At 65.5% G+C, this 16,386-nt stretch carries 16 protein-coding genes and 1 tRNA gene; 10 read left to right on the top strand and 7 right to left on the bottom strand.

Annotated elements, in window-relative coordinates; all coding sequences use genetic code 11:
- Positions 1 to 92: 92 nt before the first annotated feature.
- From HK401_RS13840 to HK401_RS13825, 4 genes are all read left to right on the top strand, one after another.
- Entirely contained in the window at positions 93 to 872 is a 780-nt protein-coding gene (locus tag HK401_RS13840; RefSeq protein WP_181275257.1) for a YggS family pyridoxal phosphate-dependent enzyme, read from the top strand.
- A 14-nt stretch (positions 873 to 886) separates the two neighbouring features.
- A complete protein-coding gene (locus tag HK401_RS13835; RefSeq protein WP_181275256.1) occupies positions 887 to 1,864 on the top strand; it encodes an arsenic resistance protein in 978 nt (325 codons plus the stop codon).
- A gap of 32 nt (positions 1,865 to 1,896) precedes the next feature.
- Entirely contained in the window at positions 1,897 to 3,357 is a 1,461-nt protein-coding gene (locus tag HK401_RS13830; RefSeq protein WP_181275255.1) for an AlkA N-terminal domain-containing protein, read from the top strand.
- 86 nt (positions 3,358 to 3,443) lie between these two features.
- Positions 3,444 to 3,986: a methylated-DNA--[protein]-cysteine S-methyltransferase gene (locus tag HK401_RS13825; protein ID WP_309136000.1), complete on the top strand. Its 543-nt coding sequence runs from the start codon at positions 3,444 to 3,446 to the stop codon at positions 3,984 to 3,986.
- Between the two features lie 126 nt (positions 3,987 to 4,112).
- Here HK401_RS13825 and HK401_RS13820 read toward each other — a convergent pair.
- Together HK401_RS13820 and HK401_RS13815 are read right to left on the bottom strand one after the other, a co-directional pair.
- Positions 4,113 to 4,185 (bottom strand) — tRNA-Ala (locus HK401_RS13820).
- Positions 4,186 to 4,299: 114 nt separating this feature from the next.
- Positions 4,300 to 4,527, bottom strand: a complete 228-nt coding sequence (locus HK401_RS13815) for a hypothetical protein (RefSeq protein WP_181275253.1) — start codon at positions 4,525 to 4,527, stop codon at positions 4,300 to 4,302.
- Between the two features lie 846 nt (positions 4,528 to 5,373).
- On the opposite strand from HK401_RS13815, the gene HK401_RS13810 reads away from it, so the two are divergent.
- Together HK401_RS13810 and HK401_RS13805 are read left to right on the top strand one after the other, a co-directional pair.
- Complete coding sequence (locus HK401_RS13810) at positions 5,374 to 6,279, top strand: universal stress protein (RefSeq protein ID WP_181275252.1); 906 nt, start codon at positions 5,374 to 5,376, stop codon at positions 6,277 to 6,279.
- 14 nt (positions 6,280 to 6,293) lie between these two features.
- Positions 6,294 to 7,163 (top strand): alpha/beta fold hydrolase, encoded by an 870-nt coding sequence (locus HK401_RS13805; RefSeq protein ID WP_309135999.1) that lies wholly within the window; start codon positions 6,294 to 6,296, stop codon positions 7,161 to 7,163.
- A gap of 73 nt (positions 7,164 to 7,236) precedes the next feature.
- Here the strand turns inward: HK401_RS13805 and HK401_RS13800 are convergent, their stop codons facing one another.
- Together HK401_RS13800 and HK401_RS13795 are read right to left on the bottom strand one after the other, a co-directional pair.
- Positions 7,237 to 7,467 carry a hypothetical protein gene (locus tag HK401_RS13800; RefSeq protein ID WP_181275250.1) on the bottom strand — a complete coding sequence of 77 codons (231 nt, stop codon included), beginning with the start codon at positions 7,465 to 7,467 and terminating at the stop codon, positions 7,237 to 7,239.
- Between the two features lie 74 nt (positions 7,468 to 7,541).
- Positions 7,542 to 7,961, bottom strand: a complete 420-nt coding sequence (locus HK401_RS13795) for a phage holin family protein (protein ID WP_181275249.1) — start codon at positions 7,959 to 7,961, stop codon at positions 7,542 to 7,544.
- Between the two features lie 324 nt (positions 7,962 to 8,285).
- On the opposite strand from HK401_RS13795, the gene HK401_RS13790 reads away from it, so the two are divergent.
- Positions 8,286 to 9,647 carry an MFS transporter gene (locus HK401_RS13790; RefSeq protein WP_181275248.1) on the top strand — a complete coding sequence of 454 codons (1,362 nt, stop codon included), beginning with the start codon at positions 8,286 to 8,288 and terminating at the stop codon, positions 9,645 to 9,647.
- Positions 9,648 to 9,794: 147 nt separating this feature from the next.
- Positions 9,795 to 11,264 carry a peptide MFS transporter gene (locus tag HK401_RS13785; protein ID WP_181275247.1) on the top strand — a complete coding sequence of 490 codons (1,470 nt, stop codon included), beginning with the start codon at positions 9,795 to 9,797 and terminating at the stop codon, positions 11,262 to 11,264.
- A gap of 123 nt (positions 11,265 to 11,387) precedes the next feature.
- Here HK401_RS13785 and HK401_RS13780 read toward each other — a convergent pair whose 3' ends face one another.
- On the bottom strand, positions 11,388 to 12,236 hold the full coding sequence (locus HK401_RS13780; RefSeq protein WP_309135998.1) for a CPBP family intramembrane glutamic endopeptidase: 849 nt from the start codon (positions 12,234 to 12,236) through the stop codon (positions 11,388 to 11,390).
- An 85-nt stretch (positions 12,237 to 12,321) separates the two neighbouring features.
- On the opposite strand from HK401_RS13780, the gene HK401_RS21075 reads away from it, so the two are divergent.
- Positions 12,322 to 13,569, top strand: a complete 1,248-nt coding sequence (locus HK401_RS21075; protein ID WP_181275245.1) for a molybdopterin molybdotransferase MoeA — start codon at positions 12,322 to 12,324, stop codon at positions 13,567 to 13,569.
- Positions 13,570 to 13,638: 69 nt separating this feature from the next.
- Positions 13,639 to 14,898: a ThiF family adenylyltransferase gene (locus tag HK401_RS13770; protein WP_181275244.1), complete on the top strand. Its 1,260-nt coding sequence runs from the start codon at positions 13,639 to 13,641 to the stop codon at positions 14,896 to 14,898.
- A gap of 127 nt (positions 14,899 to 15,025) precedes the next feature.
- On the opposite strand, the gene HK401_RS13765 is transcribed toward HK401_RS13770, so the two are convergent.
- Positions 15,026 to 15,271, bottom strand: a complete 246-nt coding sequence (locus HK401_RS13765; RefSeq protein ID WP_181275243.1) for a MoaD/ThiS family protein — start codon at positions 15,269 to 15,271, stop codon at positions 15,026 to 15,028.
- Entirely contained in the window at positions 15,272 to 16,360 is a 1,089-nt protein-coding gene (gene moaA, locus HK401_RS13760) for a GTP 3',8-cyclase MoaA (protein WP_181275242.1), read from the bottom strand.
- Between the last annotated feature and the right edge of the window lie 26 nt (positions 16,361 to 16,386).

Below are 16,386 nucleotides of genomic sequence, written 5' to 3'. Positions count from 1 at the left end.
CGGTCTGCGGGGGCGGTCCGACTCGGTCTGCAGCTGCCGTCCGCGGGCCGGTCGCTGAAGGTGAACGTGACGAGTCTGCGTACGATGAGGACATGGCAGAGAACAACGCACTCAATCACGATGAGCAGTTCTCGACGGCCGTGACCGTCGAGGACTTCCGCGACAACCTCGCCGAGGTGGAACGACGCATTTCGGCTGCGGCGGAGCGGGCCGGTCGCGACCGGCAGGAGATCGAACTGCTGCCCGTGAGCAAGACCGTGCCCCAGGAACGCATCCGTGCAGCGGTCGCAGCCGGGTGCCACAAGCTGGGGGAGAACAAGGTCCAGGAAGCCCATCGCAAGTCCGAGGAGATGGCCGACCTCGACATCGATTGGGCCGTGATCGGTCATCTGCAGTCGAACAAGGCCAAGGACGTCGCGAAGTTCGCCAGCGAATTCCAGGCGCTTGACCGGATCAAGGTCGCCCGTGCGCTCGATCGCCGCCTCGAAGCCGAGGGGCGCAGCCTCGACGTCTACGTGCAGGTCAACACCTCTGCCGAGGACTCGAAGTTCGGAATGCCGCCCGAGGAGCTCACCGGCTTCCTCAGGCAGGTGCGCGAATTCGACAGGCTCAACATTCAGGGCCTGATGACCCTGGCCGTCTTCTCCTCGGACATCGAGCGTGTGCGACCGTGTTTTCAGCAGCTGCGGGAACTGCGCGACAGGACCCGAGAGACCGACCCCTCACTCCTCGGACCCGCTCGACTGTCGATGGGCATGTCCGGGGACTTCGAGGTCGCCATCGAAGAGGGCGCGAACTGCGTGCGGGTCGGACAGGCGATCTTCGGCAGACGCTCCCTGCCCGATTCGCACTATTGGCCGGAGAACGGCTGAGGGCCCGCCGCGCGGTGGCCACATCGTCAAAGGTCATCTGGTGGGTCGTCGGCCTCGCCCTCGGTCTGCTGGCAGGGTCGGTCATTCCCGGGATCGGGCAGGCAGCCGAATGGGCACTGACGCCCTGCCTCATCGTGCTGCTCTTCCTCACCTTCCTCGACCTCCCGTTCGAAGGGGCAGTGAGAGCGTTCGGGGATCTGCGTTTCCTGGCGGCGGTGGCGGGCATGAACTTCCTCATCGTCCCTCTCATAGTGGCGGGCCTCGTCGCCGTCGTCGATCTCACCGAGTTCGTCGATCTCGCCGAACCGATGCTGCTGGCCGTGCTCGTCGTGCTGCTGTGCCCCTGCATCGACTACGTCATCGTCTTCATTCGTGCCGTCGACGGCAGCGCCGAGAAGCTTCTGGGCCTCACCCCAATCCTCATGATCGCCCAGCTCCTCCTCCTGCCGGTGAGCATCTGGGCGATCACCGGAGGCAGACTGAGCGCAACACTGCCGCCGCGCCCGCTGATCTCAGCGCTCGTGCTCTTCATCATCGTCCCGCTCCTCGCCGCGGTCATCGTGCGTGTGGCAGCACGACGGTCGGGACGTCTGCAGCGTGGCGCGCAGGCAGCAGCATCCCTGATGGACCCCGTGATGACACTGACCCTGCTGATCATCGCCGCCTCGGTGGCTCCACTGATCGGCGGTTCGATCCGCCACCTCGGCGGCGTTGCCGTCCTCTTCGCGGTCTTCGCCGTGGTCATGGTCGGCCTCGGATGGACGGTGACCCGTTGGTTCGGTCTCGAACCCGGTTCATCACGGGCCGTGGTGCTGTCGGCGGTGACGAGGAATTCTCTCGTCGTACTGCCGATCGTGCGGGCGGTGACCGGCGCCGGCATCGGCCCGGCCACGGTGGTCACTCAGACGCTGGTCGAGGTCCTCTTCCTCCTCGTCCTCACCCGGTTCCTGCCGAAGATCCTCCCGAATACTGCGGTGTCCGAAAACCGCTAGTATTCGCAGTCGGCGGCGACCAGAATGGAAACATGCTCACCACCGATCAGTGCTATCAGGCGGTCACTTCCCGTGACAGGCGCTTCGACGGAATGTTCTTCACGGCGGTGCGCACGACCGGCATCTTCTGCCGCCCGTCCTGTCCCGCCAGGACCCCACGGCGGGAGAACGTCGACTTCTTCAGAAGCGCAGCGGCCGCCGCCGAAGCGGGCTTCCGCGCCTGCCGGCGCTGCCTGCCCGACGCCAGCCCGAACTCGCCCGAATGGGACACGCGCGGCGATGTCGTCGCCCGCGCGGTGCGACTGATCCGTGACGGCTGCATTGACCGGGTCGGAGTCGACGGCCTCGCCGCTGAACTCGGATACAGTGCCCGCCAGCTCGGCCGGCTTATGCGCGACGAGCTCGGAGCCGGACCGTTGGCGTTGGCGCGGACCGAACGTGTGCGCACGGCGCGGACCCTTATCGAATCCACGGCGATGCCGATGAGCGAGATCGCCTTCGCCGCGGGCTTCTCCAGCATCCGCCAGTTCAACGACACCGTCCGGGAGGTGTACTCGGCCAGCCCCCGGCAGCTGCGGGGCGCAGGAGCGTCCGGTGCCGGAACGTCGGAGCTCATGCTTCGGCTGGCTTATCGCCCGCCGTTCGATCTCGACCACCTCCTCGACTACCTCAGCGTGCGCGCGGTGCCCGGAATCGAATCCGTCGCACACGGAGCCTACACGCGGTCGATGCGACTGGCCCACGGTCCGGCGGTCGTCACCCTGAGGCAGGGTGCAGGTGACTACGTCGACTGCCGACTCCGCCTGGCCGACACTCGCGATCTGGGAAGCGCCGTCGCGCGGTCCCGTCGGATCCTCGACCTCGATGCCGATCCCACAGCGGTCGCCGCCACATTGCGCACGGCAGGCTTCCGTGATCTCGTCGACCGGCATCCCGGCATCCGCTCGCCCGGGCATTCCGATGCGGTGGAGCTGGCTATTCGGACTGTCCTCGGGCAGCAGATCTCGCTGGCCGCCGCCGGAACCCATCTGGGCCGCCTCGTCGCCGGGGCGGGGGAGACGCTTCCGTCGGAGCTGCACGTGGACGGGGTCGATTCGCTCTTCCCCACCGCCGAGGTGATCGCGGAGATCCCAGGTGATCAATGGTCCCTGCCGAAACGAAGGATCGCGACCATCCGCGCGCTGGCTCGCGCACTCGCGGTCGGGGGCATCGACCTCGGTGCCGGCTGTGACCGTGAGGAGGCCGGCCGTCTGCTCCTCGCTCTGCCGGGCATCGGGCCGTGGAGCCTCGGATACATTCGGATGCGTGCCCTCGGGGATCCCGACGTCTTCCTCCACACCGATCTGGGAGTGAAGAAGGCCCTGGCGAGTCTCGATCTCGTCGACGAGGTCGAGACGCTCGCGAAACGGTCGAGCCCGTGGGGGTCCTATCTCACTCACCTGCTGTGGGCCGAACACGCCCGAACACACATTGCCGAGAGGACAGACTCATGAGGACGACAACCCCGACACAGAAGTTGCCGACACAGAGCGGACCGACGACACTGCCCACATCGTCACCGACCCCTCCGACACATCACGTGCCGACCCGACCGACCGAGTTCGCGGTCCCGGATATGACCGCCCGCCAGCACCGGACAGTGATCGACTCACCATTGGGTCCGATCATGCTGACCTCCGACGGCACACACCTGACCGGGCTGTATCTCGAGGTCTCGGATGCGGTTCTGGCGAGGGTCACGACCGTCTTCGGTGCAGAACCGGAGACCAACGATGATCTGACGATCTTCGCCGACACCGCGGCGCAGCTGGGGGAGTACTTCGCCGGTCACCGACGCGGATTCGACCTGCCGTTGGCACCACAGGGCACCGAGTTTCAGCGCAGCGTCTGGCAGGGTCTGCTCGAGATTCCCTACGGGCACACGGCGAACTACGGCGAACTGGCCGAAGCCGTGGGTCGGCCCACGGCGGCCCGGGCCGTGGGTGCCGCAAACGGCAAGAACCCGATCAGCATCATCGTGCCCTGCCACAGGGTCATCGGAGCCAACGGCTCACTGACCGGCTACGCCTGGGGAGAGGACAAGAAGCGCCGCCTGCTCACCTTAGAATCCCACCCCAAGTGACCCCTCTTACTACCTGACGGCGGCCCAGCAACCTCGCGCAAGGTTGCTGGGCCGCCGTCAGGTAGTAAATGGGGATGGATAACGAGGAAGGGCCGAGATCCTTTTCGGATCTCGGCCCTTCTGCGGTGGAGGTAAGGGGATTCGAACCCCTGACCTTCTCCATGCCATGGAGACGCGCTACCAACTGCGCCATACCCCCTTGTGCCTGATCAATATTACCCAGGTGTGGGTGTCAGGCCAAATCGGGCGAAGGTGACGCTCGCCACAGGGGTGCGCAGGCGGCCCGAAGTCGGCTGACTCGGGCCGCCTGTGGCTAGACGTACGGCCTGACCTGACTGAGGTAGCGGACGATGTCGCGCTCCCGCAGCTCACGGAGGCGCTGGTCCCGCTCATAAGCGCGCAGCTGTGCCTCGCGTCTGCGCTCCGACTTCCGGCGGCGGTCGTCGGAGGTCGTGGCCGGGCGGCGGGCCCACCGGATCAGCTTGATCCCGGTGCTCAGGGCCCACCGGCGTGGGTAGGTGAATGGGAATGTGGTCGACACAATGATTCCTTCATGGTTCAAGGCAGGGGATATCTGCAATTGGGCAGGAGATATCCCGGAATGGCAATGAGCGAAACAATTCCGACAATGCGCATCACAAATCAAGGTGCGCTGAATCAGAATGTTGTGATGAACCCGAATCGGGTGATGCGAAAAGGAATGTCTCTGTCGAAAATGGGACTCCTCTTCACAGCACTGCAAGCGCCAACGGATCGAAGCCGCAGGTGGCGAAGAGGTGACGATTCGACAGTTCACATCGGCAGACTCGCTGCCTGGGACGCTTTATCCGAATAGGGTGTGGCCGGACCGAGGGTCAAGTGGCCGGTGGAAGACAGCCGGAATCCGGGCGATGATCGGCATTGAGCCGAAATTCGGCCGGAAGCCTACCGGCGGAGAAAGACGCGAATGACGGCTGGTGATCAGCCGACGAGTCCCAGTCCGCCATGCAGGCAGGCAGCAAGTCCATGCTCGGGCGTTCGAAGGTCGGGCCCTGAAAAAGGAATATTCATCATCGAAGCTGCGCTCCTCTCATGGTCGTGGATCTCGCGTGAACGGCGTCAGCGTCCACAATGGTCAGGATGCAATTGGAGGTTTTATCTGCGAATCCGTAATTGCACTGTCGAATTTAGCACAGTATTGATTGTGTGCGGAAGTTTTGTTCATTATTTTCTCAAATCGATTCGACAATTCGCCGGGCCATCGGATTTCGTCGCCCCGGCGGACGAGGTGAGCCACGTTCTGTGTGCCTGATTCTGTGCGCATGGGACCGACCATGTCCGGACCGCGACCCATGTCCGGACCACGACGTAGAATCGATACAGACGTGCATCTACAGGGGAGCCCAGAATGTCAGAGACCGCCGCAGCCCGACGTCTTGTCGTCGGATACATCGCCACCGATCGTGGTCGCGATGCGATCGCACTCGCCATATCGATCGCCCGCTCCATCGACATCGAACTCGTCGTGACCATCGTCCGGCCGGAGTCGTCGACCGTCATCGCCGGCAGCGCCGTGCCCCAGGACGGTTCGGGAATCGTAGCTCAGCAGATCGACGACTGGCTCGACGAGGCACTGGCCCTCATCCCCGACGACATCCCCGCGAAGGGAGTCATCCACATCGCGGCGAACGAATCGAAGGGGCTCATGGAGGTCGCCGAGACCGAAGGTGCCCTGGGTATCGTCATCGGCGCACGCGCGGCGAGCCTGATGCGTCAGCTGCGGATCGGGACGGTGGCCTCGGCGCTGCTGCACTCCTCGGAGGTGCCGGTCGTCCTCGCCCCTCCCGGCAGATCCGACATCGGTCCGATCTCTCGTGTCACCGCTCTCTTCGGGGCGCGTCCCGGAGCGAATACCCTCATCGGTGCTGCCGTGGCCTCGGCAGCGGGCCTCGGTGTCGATCTGCGTCTGCTCTCGCTGATCGAGTACGAAGGTCTCTATGACGACGACGTCGCGGAGGTCACCGAGTTCGCCGAACAGTACGGCGGAGCGGTCCTGGCCGAACGCGCGTCGGAGATGCTCGAATCAGGACATGCCGCTGTCACCTCCCATGTCGGCGCCGACATCGAAGAGGCCGCCGAAAGGATCGACTGGCAGCCGGGCGATCTCGCATTCATCGGCTCGAGTCGCCTGGGACGCGGCGGCAAGGTGGCCATCGGCGCCCGGGCCAGGCGACTGCTGCGGGTGCTGCCCGTTCCGGTCGTCGTCGTCCCCCGGCGAGCGGTGAGTCCGGACCGACCGTCCGACGCGAACTGAGGGTCCGCAACTTCGTGAGGACACGAGACTCGCACCGGATCGAACTTCGACTGGGTGCTCACGCCACTGCGGCATGGGTCCACCCGGGCAGCTCCGCGAGACGGCCCCTGCTCATGGTGCACGGATTCCGCGGCGATCATCATGGGATGGACCTCATCGCCGGCAGCATCGACGACCGTGAGGTCATCGTGCCCGATCTGCCCGGATTCGGTGACACTCGGCCATTGGAGGCTGGGTCCGGCCTGGACTCGTACATCGAGTATCTGTCCTCTCTGCGCGCCGAGGTGGCTCGCCGGTGGGAGACCGAACCGATCCTCGTCGGGCACTCCTTCGGATCGATCCTCGTCAGCCACCTCGCCGCCGCGCACCCCGATTCGGTCCCCGAGCTCGTCCTCATCAACCCGATCACGTCTCCGGCGCTCGAGGGCTCGGCACGATTCCTCACCGCCCTCACCCGCGCCTACTACGATCTCGGCGCGCGCCTGCCCGAGCGTGCCGGCCGTGCACTGCTGGACAGCCGGATCATCCTGCGGGCCATGAGTGAGATGATGGCGACGACCCGCGATCGGGGGCTGCGACGCTACATCCACGATCAGCATGCACGCTACTTCTCGTCATTTGCCGATCGGGACTCGCTGGCGGAGGCGTACGCGACATCCGTCGCTCACACCGTCACCGAGGTGGCACCCTCCTTGACCATGCCCACCCTCGTCATCGCGGGGGATCGTGACGCGATCGCCCCCATCGGACCGACCCGGGAGTTCGTCTCTGCGCTTCCTGCTGTCCGCGTCGTCGAATTGGCCGGGGTCGGGCACCTGGTGCACTACGAGCGGTCCGAGGAGGCCGCCTCGGCGATCATGGATTTCGCCGCAGAACGCGACTGATCGGAGCGTGAATAGGCGGGGGGCCGTTGCGCTGATGCGCAACGGCCCCTCGCCTATTCACAGGCTGAGTCATTCAGCGACGGGAGTCGCGAGCCCAGCGGTAGAGGATGGGCAGGAGGAAGGCGAAGCACGCGGCGAGCAGGCCGCCCCAGAACACCCAGAATTCGGTTCCCTCGGGCGAGGAGAAGGCCGCGCCGAAGAGGTAGAGGCCGAACACGAAGAGAGCGAACGCAATGATGAAGACGATGACGTCGGCAAAGGATGCCGAGTTGCGGGTCCGCTTCGCGGCGACAGTATTGGACATGGTTCCTCCGGCAGATGTTTCTAGTGGTCACGTTGACACTCACCGGCCAGTCTACATCGCGTAGAGAACTTTGCTCATCTTCGGTCGCGTTCGGCGCTTCGCTCCGGAACGAGCCATCCGAGCAGGGCGGAGACGATCGAGACGATGATCGCGGCGAGGATGGCGGAGAAGAAGAACGAGTCGATGGTGAACACGAACGGAGTGAAGCCGCTGAGCCAGCTCGTGAGTGCGAGCATCAGCGCATTGATCACGATCGAGAACAGCCCGAGGGTCAGGCACGTGATCGGTGCGGAGACGAAGCTGAGGATCGGTTTGATGAAGGCATTGGCCAATCCGAAGATGAGCCCGATGACGAGGTAGGAGATGATCATCGCCGGGATCGGTCCGGCCTGCTCCTCGACGACATGATTACCCGTGATCGTCACGCCCGGCAGGATCCAGGCGGCCACCCAGATCGCACATGCGTTGACGACGACTCGAGCGAAGAAGTTCATGCTCGCCATCCTCGCAGACCGATCTGCGTTCTTTCTGAGTCGAGGATGGGAATGAGGTCCGTGCCGACCGTCGCGAGAGGTCCGTGCCGACCGTCGCGAGAGGTCCGTGCCGACCGGCACGAGAGGACCGTGCCGACCGTCGCCGGGATGGTGACCAAACTCAATCCGAAGTCGCCGTCTCGCGCTTCAATCCGGCGCGCAGAACCAGTAGCCTGAAAGACGGACCGGACGGTCCCGACGACGGCGTGCATCTACCGAGTGATTTGATCCAGGTCACCACGGCGGCACAGACCCCGCACAGGCGGGCGCAGAAACTGGATTGGTATGACTGACAGCAACCTCCCCACAGAAGCAGAATCTCGACCACAGGGAACGGTCGCCTCGGCAAGCGAACCGACCCTGTTCTCAGCCGTCGGCCGCAGCTACTTCCCGATCGCGTTCGTCGCTCGGATGCCCTTCGCCATGATCGTCGTCGGTGTGCTCACCCTCGTCGTCGCCGGCCGCGGATCGCTCAGCCTCGGCGGGATCAACTCCGCGATGGTCGGCCTGGGCACGGCGGTCTTCGGCTCATTCATCGGTGCCGCCGCGGACCGCTGGGGCCAGCGCTATGTGCTGCTCATCGTCGGCGTTCTCAACTGTGCGGCACTGACATTCATGGCCTGGGTCGTCTTCAGCCCGCTGCCCGACGTCGTGGTCTTCATCGCGGCGTTCGCGATCGGCGCCACCTCACCGCAGGTCGCACCGATGTCCCGTTCGAGAATCGTCGACATCGTGCTGACCGTGCTGCCCCAGGCGCGTCGGCCGAAGGTGCTCAACGGCGCGATGGCCTACGAATCCGCCGCCGACGAGGTCATCTTCGTCTTCGGTCCGTTCATCGTCGGCCTGCTCGCGACCCTGTTCGATCCGGTCGCGCCGATCATTGGCGCCATCGTCATGACCCTCGTCTTCGTCTACGCCTTTGCGCTGCACCCTACAGGACGGACCCGCTCCGCCGGCAGCATCGCTGCTGTGGCCGAGCGTGCCCCGGCGAAGGACATGTTCACCCCCGGTGTCTTCGTCGTCATCCTCGGGGTGTTCGGAATCGGCATGGTCTTCGGCTCGACCCTGACGGCCCTGACCGCACTGACCAACGACATCGGCCGCCCCGAAGAGGCCGGGCTCGTCTATGGCGTCATGGGCATCGGATCCGCGATCCTCGCGATCTCCGTTGCGCTCTTCCCCGCCGGGTTCGCGCTCTGGGCACGGCTGCTGTGCTTCGCCCCCGTCCTGCTGACCGGAGCCGTCGTGCTCGCCGCGACCGAATCGATGCCGGTCATCGTCATCGCCCTGCTGCTCATGGGTACGGCCATCGGCCCTAGCCTCGTCACGCTCTTCAGCCTCGCGGCCGAACGGTCCCCGCGGGGACGCTCGGCGACGGTCATGTCGATGGCCGGGTCGGCGATCATCGTCGGTCAGTCCGTGGCCTCAGCGATCAACGGGATCCTCGCCGAGGACCGGGGAACGGCCACGGCGATGGCCGTGCCGGTGGCCGCCTCGGCGATCGTCCTCCTGGCAGGTGTGCTCAATCTGTTCTCCTCCATCTCCCGGCGCCGAGGCGGCCCCACCGGCCGTCGCACCGTTGCCGGACGCGGTGGCATCGGTTCCGGTGATGACGCCCGCGCTCGAGACGATAAGAACGAGATCTGAATCACTCTGATCGACCGCTTTCTGGGACGCTGTGTCCCAGTGTTCGCGCGGTGTGACCGCGGTCCGACCGGAGAGTAGGATGTCCGCTGGTCCATCGTGAAACACGCCACGAAACGTGTGTTCTCACACCACTACGGAAAGCACATCATGTCATCAAGCACCTCGACGACCGAGGCCGTCCGCGCCGATACCCGGTTCTTCGGACACCCCCTGCCGCTCATGCAGCTGTTCAGCCTGGAACTGTGGGAGCGCTTCTCCTACTACGGGATGAACGGCATCCTCGCCCTCTATCTCTATTTCAGCGTCACCGACGGCGGCATGGGGATGGAGCAGGGCACGGCCGTGGGCATCGTCGGAGCGTACGGCGGTGCGGTCTTCCTCGCCACGATCCTCGGTGCCTGGGTCGCCGACCGGCTGGCGGGAGCGGAGAAGGTCCTCTTCTACTCGGCGATCATCATCATGATCGGCCACATCTGCTTGGCACTCATCCCCGGCTTCGGGGGAGTGGCGGTCGGACTCATCCTCGTCGCACTGGGCTCGGGCGGGCTGAAAGCGAACGCCTCGGCGCTCGTCGGCGAACTCTATGAGGAGAAGGACCCGCGCCGTGACGCCGGCTTCACGATCTTCTATATGGGTGTGAACATCGGCGCCCTCATCGGACCGCTGCTCACCGGCCTCCTGCAGCAGAACATCGGATTCCACTACGGCTTCGGTGCCGCCGCCGTCGGCATGGCACTGGGCCTCGTCATCTACCTCACCGGCCGGAAGAACCTGCCTCCGGAGTCCCGGATCGTGGTCAACCCGCTGCCGAAGAACAAGCTCTACCTCTTCATCGTCGAAGTCCTCGTCGTCGTGCTGGCCGCCACCCTGCTGTGGATGACGAAGATCGTCAACCCCGAGAATCTCGATTGGTGGATCGCGGGCATCTCCGCCGGCGCCGCAGCATGCTACTTCATCGTCATGGGCACCTCGCCGAAGACGAACTCCGAGGAGCGTTCCCGCGTTCTCGCCTACATCCCGTTCTTCCTGACGGTCGTCGTGTTCTGGTCGATGTACCAGCAGATCTTCGGAGTGCTCACCATCTACTCCGATACCCAGCTCAACCGGTCGATCTTCGGCTGGGAGATGCCGATCAACTGGATCCAGCTGATCCCCGCGTTCTTCGTCATCGTCTTCGCGCCACTGTTCGCGACCATGTGGATGAAGCTCGGACCGAAGCAGATCTCCACACCGGTCAAGGCCGGACTGTCGCTGATCCTGATCGGAGTTGGCTTCCTCATGTTCCTGCCGTTCTCGGGTGCCGGTACCAACGCCACCCCGCTGCTGTGGGTCGTGCTCACACTTGCGGTGTTCGTCTTCGGCGAGCTGCTCATTTCGCCGGTGGGCCTGTCGTTCTCGACGAAGGTGGCACCGAAGGTGTTCCAGTCGCAGATGATCGCCGTCTTCTTCCTCGCCTCGGGCGTGGGCACCGCACTGTCCGGCGTGCTCGGCGGATACTTCGACACTGCCAACCAGGCGCCGTACTGGACGTCGATCGGCGGAGCTTCGATTGTGATCGGCCTGTTGGCGCTGACCCTGACGAAGCCGATGCTCAAGCTGCTCCGCGGCATCCGCTGACCCCGTCTGCAGCTGATGACCGGCACCTGACGGCCAGCGTCCGCTGACCACAGTCTGCCGGTCGAACGACTACGCGAAGGCCCCTTCGACCTATGAGGTGCGAGGGGCCTTCGGCGTAGAGGCTCAGACGCCGATGAAGATCGGCAGGGCCTGCGGGTGATGGGCGTGGACGATCGTGAGGAACACGAGGGCATCGAAGAGCAGATGCACCGTGACGGTATACGGCAGCGATTTCGTGCGGGTGAAGATGAACGCCTGGACGAGGGCGAAGGGAATCGTCAGCAGCGGCCCGATCGAGCGGTAGCCGAGTTCCCACAGGAACGAGACGAAGATGATCGAGGTGAACACGTTCGCCGTCCAGAACGAGAAGTGTTTGCGCAGCAGGGCGAAGACCGTGCAGATGAAGAACAGTTCGTCCCAGATCCCCACCGCGTTCACCCCGAAGAAGAGGCGGATGATCTCCGACCAGTTCGTCAGCGGCGGCCAGTTGAGGTAGACCCCGGTGCGCAGGAAGTACTGCGGCAGCACCGCCCACGCGACCACGACGACGAAGGCCAGCCATCCCCACTCCAGCCGCGACCACGGCTGACCCCGCCTGAGCGGGAACACGATCGTCCGGTCGTTGAACAGGTATCGGGTGACCAGCCACGGGCCGACGACGACGGCCGAGAGCACCACTGCCATGCGGGCGATGTTCGTCCAGGAGATGTCGGCTTCGACCGAGATCGCTGAGATGAGTGCCAGGCACGCGGTGATGACGCTGAGGTCGCGGGCGAAACCTCGGTTCGCACTCCAGGCCACAACAAGTCCCGCCAGCATCGGCGCGTAGCCGAATACCCTCACCTGCGGAAACGTGGTCCCGACCCCGAAAAGGCCGATCGCTGAGATCGCGATGAGCGCAGTGGCGCAGGCCTCCCAGCTGAGCAGCCCGAGTCGAGGCGAGACGAGATCGGGCGCGTGATTGTTCTCCACGGTCCACACTGTAGACGAGCGGAGACCGCCCGACGGCGAACCGACTCGATCCGACACGTAGGATCGGGGTATCGAAAGGACTTCAGTGGATCCAGAGGACTACAGCGATCTCCTCGCCGATCTCGCGCCCCCACTCGGCACCGAGATCGTGTCGGCACACGAGGCGATCGGCCGCACCACCGCGGGAGATGTCGCGGCCGCGCACGCCGTTCCCGCGTTCCCCACCTCGGCGATGGACGGATTCGCCCTCGGCCGGGAGGCGTGGACAGCGGTTCGGGAGGGAGACGGAGTTCCCGTCATCGGCGACGTTCCCGCCGGTCACGATTCCGTCCCGCTGCGTCGATGCTCGGCCGTGCGGGTGATGACTGGTTCCCCGGTCCCCACCGGCGCCGAGGCGGTCGTTCCCGTCGAATTCACCGATGCCCGGCCGACGGGCCCGGCTCCGGAGTCGATCCGTGTCGCCTCCCTGCCGCCCACGGCCGGCCGAGGGTGGAACATTCGTTCGGTTGGCGAGGACATCGCGACCGGCGCCCTCGTCGTGCCGAGCGGATCACGACTGACGGCGGCCGGAGTCGGCACTCTCGCCATGCTCGGGCTCGACGAGGTCGAGGTCCTCAGGCGACCGCGTGTGGGAGTCATCGTCACCGGAGACGAACTGCGCACCCTCGGGTCGGCGACGCCAGCGCCCGGTGCGGAGGCGACCGACACAGAACCGACCGACGTGCCGCCACCCGAGACAGAGGCGGCCGGTCCGACCATTCGCAATTCGAATCTGCCGATGCTCTCTTCTGCGATCTCCGCACTCGGCTGTCAACCGGTGGAAGCGACATGTGGGGACGACACCAGCGAGTTCCTGACGCTGCTGCGCGGAATGGAAGACATGGTCGACCTCGTACTCACCACGGGAGGCATCAGCGCGGGAGCCTTCGAAGTCGTGCGCCAGACTCTTGAGGGCCGACGATCCCGGTTCGTCCGCCTCGGCATGCGACCGGGCGCCCCGCAGGGGTTCGGACGGTTCGGTTCGCTTCCGCTGCTCCATTTCCCCGGCACCCCGCAGGGCGCGTTCCTGTCCTTCCACCTGTTCGCTCAGTCCCTGCTGACGGGGCACTCGCTGCGCGAACGATGGACGAAGCGAGTCTACCAGGGCCCCGACCTCGCCGAGCACCCTCGAGCCGTGACCTTCGGTCCCGGTGCCTTCACCGGCGGGGGAGAGGTCCGCGATCTCGGGCGCTCTCGTCTGACGAACTTCGCGATCGCCGACGTCATCGTCCGCATTCCCCGCGGCACGGGGACAATCGCCGCCGGATCGATCATCGAGTGTCTGGACATCTGATCCCGGCCTGCCCGAATTGATCGCCTACTGTCCGAAACGGGCTCGTACACTCCGAACTAGGATGGAGTCATGACAGAACCTCGTCTCGATTCCGCCGAGCGGGCCCGCTACGCCCGCCAGATCCGTCTGCCCGGATTCGGTGAGACCGCGCAGCAGGCGCTGCTGGAAGCGCACGCCTTCGTCATCGGCGCCGGCGGCCTCGGCGCCCCGGTGCTCAGCTACCTTGCCGCCGTGGGAATCGGGACGATCACGGTCATCGACCCCGACATCGTCGAGCTGAGCAACCTCCACCGACAGGTCATCCACACCGAGGCGGCCGTCGGGTCCCGCAAGATCGATTCAGCCAGGGAGCGGATGAGCGGAATCAACTCGGACATCGAGATCCGCACCCTGCCGGTCCTGCTCACCCCCGAGAACGTGTTCGAGGTGCTCGACGGTGTCGACATCGTCATCGACGGCAGTGACAACTTCGCCACCCGGTACCTGGCCAACGATGCCTGTGAGATCCTCGGCATCCCCCTCGTCTGGGGCACCATCCTCGGCTTCGACGGCCAGGTCGCGGTCTTCGACGCACGCGCCGGCGCCACGCTGCGCGACCTCTACCCGGACGTTCCGGCACCCGGCTCCGTCCCCGACTGCGCGACCGCCGGAGTGCTCGGCCCCCTGTGCGGAAGCATCGGCTCGGCCATGGCGATGGAAGCGGTCAAAATGCTCACCGGCATCGGACAGCCCCTGACGAACGCGGTCGCGATCCATAACAGCCTCGACGCGAGCTGGGAGAGAGTTCCGGTGTCCAGGCGGCCCGACCGCACACGCGTGACAGACTTGCGGGGCCACCTCGGCGACTATGGGCAGCAGTCGACACCTGACAATGCGAATGCACCGACCGGCAGCACGGAAACAGCATCATTCAGTGCAGAGCGAACGGCCGGCGGTAACGAGGCGTCGGCCGGCACCGTCGGGGCGCCGCCTGACGACGGTGAGGCCACGCATGGCCTCGGTCCGGCCGAGCAGCGCTGGCTCGATCTGGACGCGGACCGGCTGCTCGTCGACATCCGTGAGGACGATGAGGTGGCCGCCGGGATGGTGCCCGGCGCGATCCATATTCCGATGGACGAACTGCTCGATGACCCGCAGCAGCTGCTCGACAAGGCCGACGAGCGCGATCAGGAGGACGGCACCGGCGGACGCGCTGTCGCCCTCTACTGTCGTTCCGGGGTGCGTTCGGCTCGTGCCGCGGCGGCACTCCGTTCCCATGGGATCGCCGTGAGTTCGGTCAGCGGGGGATACCTCGCCTACCTCTCCCAACCGGTGCACCAGAACAGCTGAGACCGAACGACTGAACTCTCCTGAACGGAGGGGTCATTCTGATGCGACCGTGCGGACCCGCCCGACTGTCTTCGCGCAGCTCCGGCGCATCGAGGCGCGTTCAGGCGCGCTGAGAGGCGGGCCCTCTTCAGCCGCCGGCGAACGGCGGCAGGACGTCGACGGTGTCCCCCTCGGCAAGAGCGGCACTGCGATCGGTCGCGGCCACGGAATTGACGAGGAAGCTCGACCGGGACAGCACGGTCGCAGCCTGCTCATCGGCCGCCTCGGCGAGAGTGTCGACGAGGTCGTCGACGGATCCTGCGCTGAGTCGGGTCTCCCGGGCGCCGAAGGCCTCACGGGCGGCGGCGAAGAAGCGGACGGTGATGGTGGGCACTTATCCTCCGATGGCACTCATGGGACGTTGTGGCTGCACGAAGTCGTCGGTGTCCATCCCGTGCCCGGCGAGCTTCTTCCAGTGCGCGCCCTTCCACAGATCGGCGATCGCCTCATCATCGGCGCCCCGCCGCATCGCCGTGAGCAGGTCGACTTCTGTGTGAGAGAACAGGCAGGTGCGCACGCGACCCTCGGCGGTCAGACGCGTGCGGGTGCAGTCGGCGCAGAACGGTCTGGTCACCGAGGCGATGATGCCGACCGTCCCGAGGACGGTTCCGGGATCACGGCGATCGGCGACGAGGAACTTCTCCGCCGGGGCGCCGTTGCGCGGCGCCGAATCGGGGGTGAGCACGAAGCGGGGTTCGAGCAGGGCGAAGATGTCGGCGGCGGTGATCATCTCACCGCGATCCCATGAGTGACCGGCGTCGAGGGGCATCTGTTCGATGAAGCGCAGGCTCAGACCCCGGTCGAGGCACCACTGCAGCAGATCCGGGGCCTGGTGGTCGTTGACGCCGGGCAGCAGGACCGCGTTGATCTTCACCGGATCGAGTCCGGCCTCCTGCGCCCCGTCGATGCCCTCGAGCACACGGTGGAGGAACGGCCGTCTGGCCATGGTCTCGAAGGTCTCCGGGTCGACGGTGTCCAGAGACACGTTGATCCGGTCGAGCCCGGCCGCCTTGAGCTTCGCCGCACGCTTGTCCAAGCCGATCGCGTTCGTCGTCAGGGCGATGTTCGGTCGGGGTTCGAGCGCAGCGACACCGGAGATGATCTCGTTGATGTCCTTGCGGGTCAGGGGCTCACCACCGGTGAACCGCACCTGATCGACTCCGAACTTCTCGACCGCGATGCGCACGAAGCGCACGATCTCCTCACGAGTCATCGCGGCATCCCGGGACATGAACTCGACGCCTTCGGCGGGCATGCAGTACGTGCAGCGCAGATTGCAGAAGTCCGTCAGCGAGATCCGCAGATCCCGTGCTCGGCGGTCGTATTGATCGAGGAGGGAGTTCTCATCGTGCGCGGTGAACCCGTCGCCCGGGTCGAGCGTCGGAGTCCTCAGCACCGGCATCGGCAGTCCGATCGTCGACATGGCGGCATCCTCCTTACAGAACCTCT

Source organism: Brevibacterium oceani (genome assembly GCF_013623835.1).
Classification (GTDB): Bacteria; Actinomycetota; Actinomycetes; order Actinomycetales; family Brevibacteriaceae; genus Brevibacterium; species Brevibacterium oceani.
The sequence above is the reverse complement of the archived record's forward strand: the minus strand, read 5'-3'. Positions and strand labels throughout refer to the sequence as shown.

Coding starts and splice junctions, on each gene's coding strand:
- HK401_RS13770 (WP_181275244.1), top strand. CDS start 13,639: ATGACAGAACCTCGTCTCGATTCCGCCGAGCGGGCCCGCTACGCCCGC.
- HK401_RS13785 (WP_181275247.1), top strand. CDS start 9,795: ATGTCATCAAGCACCTCGACGACCGAGGCCGTCCGCGCCGATACCCGG.
- moaA (WP_181275242.1), bottom strand. CDS start 16,360: ATGTCGACGATCGGACTGCCGATGCCGGTGCTGAGGACTCCGACGCTC.
- HK401_RS13840 (WP_181275257.1), top strand. CDS start 93: ATGGCAGAGAACAACGCACTCAATCACGATGAGCAGTTCTCGACGGCC.
- HK401_RS13800 (WP_181275250.1), bottom strand. CDS start 7,467: ATGTCCAATACTGTCGCCGCGAAGCGGACCCGCAACTCGGCATCCTTT.
- HK401_RS13830 (WP_181275255.1), top strand. CDS start 1,897: ATGCTCACCACCGATCAGTGCTATCAGGCGGTCACTTCCCGTGACAGG.
- HK401_RS13790 (WP_181275248.1), top strand. CDS start 8,286: ATGACTGACAGCAACCTCCCCACAGAAGCAGAATCTCGACCACAGGGA.
- HK401_RS13810 (WP_181275252.1), top strand. CDS start 5,374: ATGTCAGAGACCGCCGCAGCCCGACGTCTTGTCGTCGGATACATCGCC.
- HK401_RS13795 (WP_181275249.1), bottom strand. CDS start 7,961: ATGAACTTCTTCGCTCGAGTCGTCGTCAACGCATGTGCGATCTGGGTG.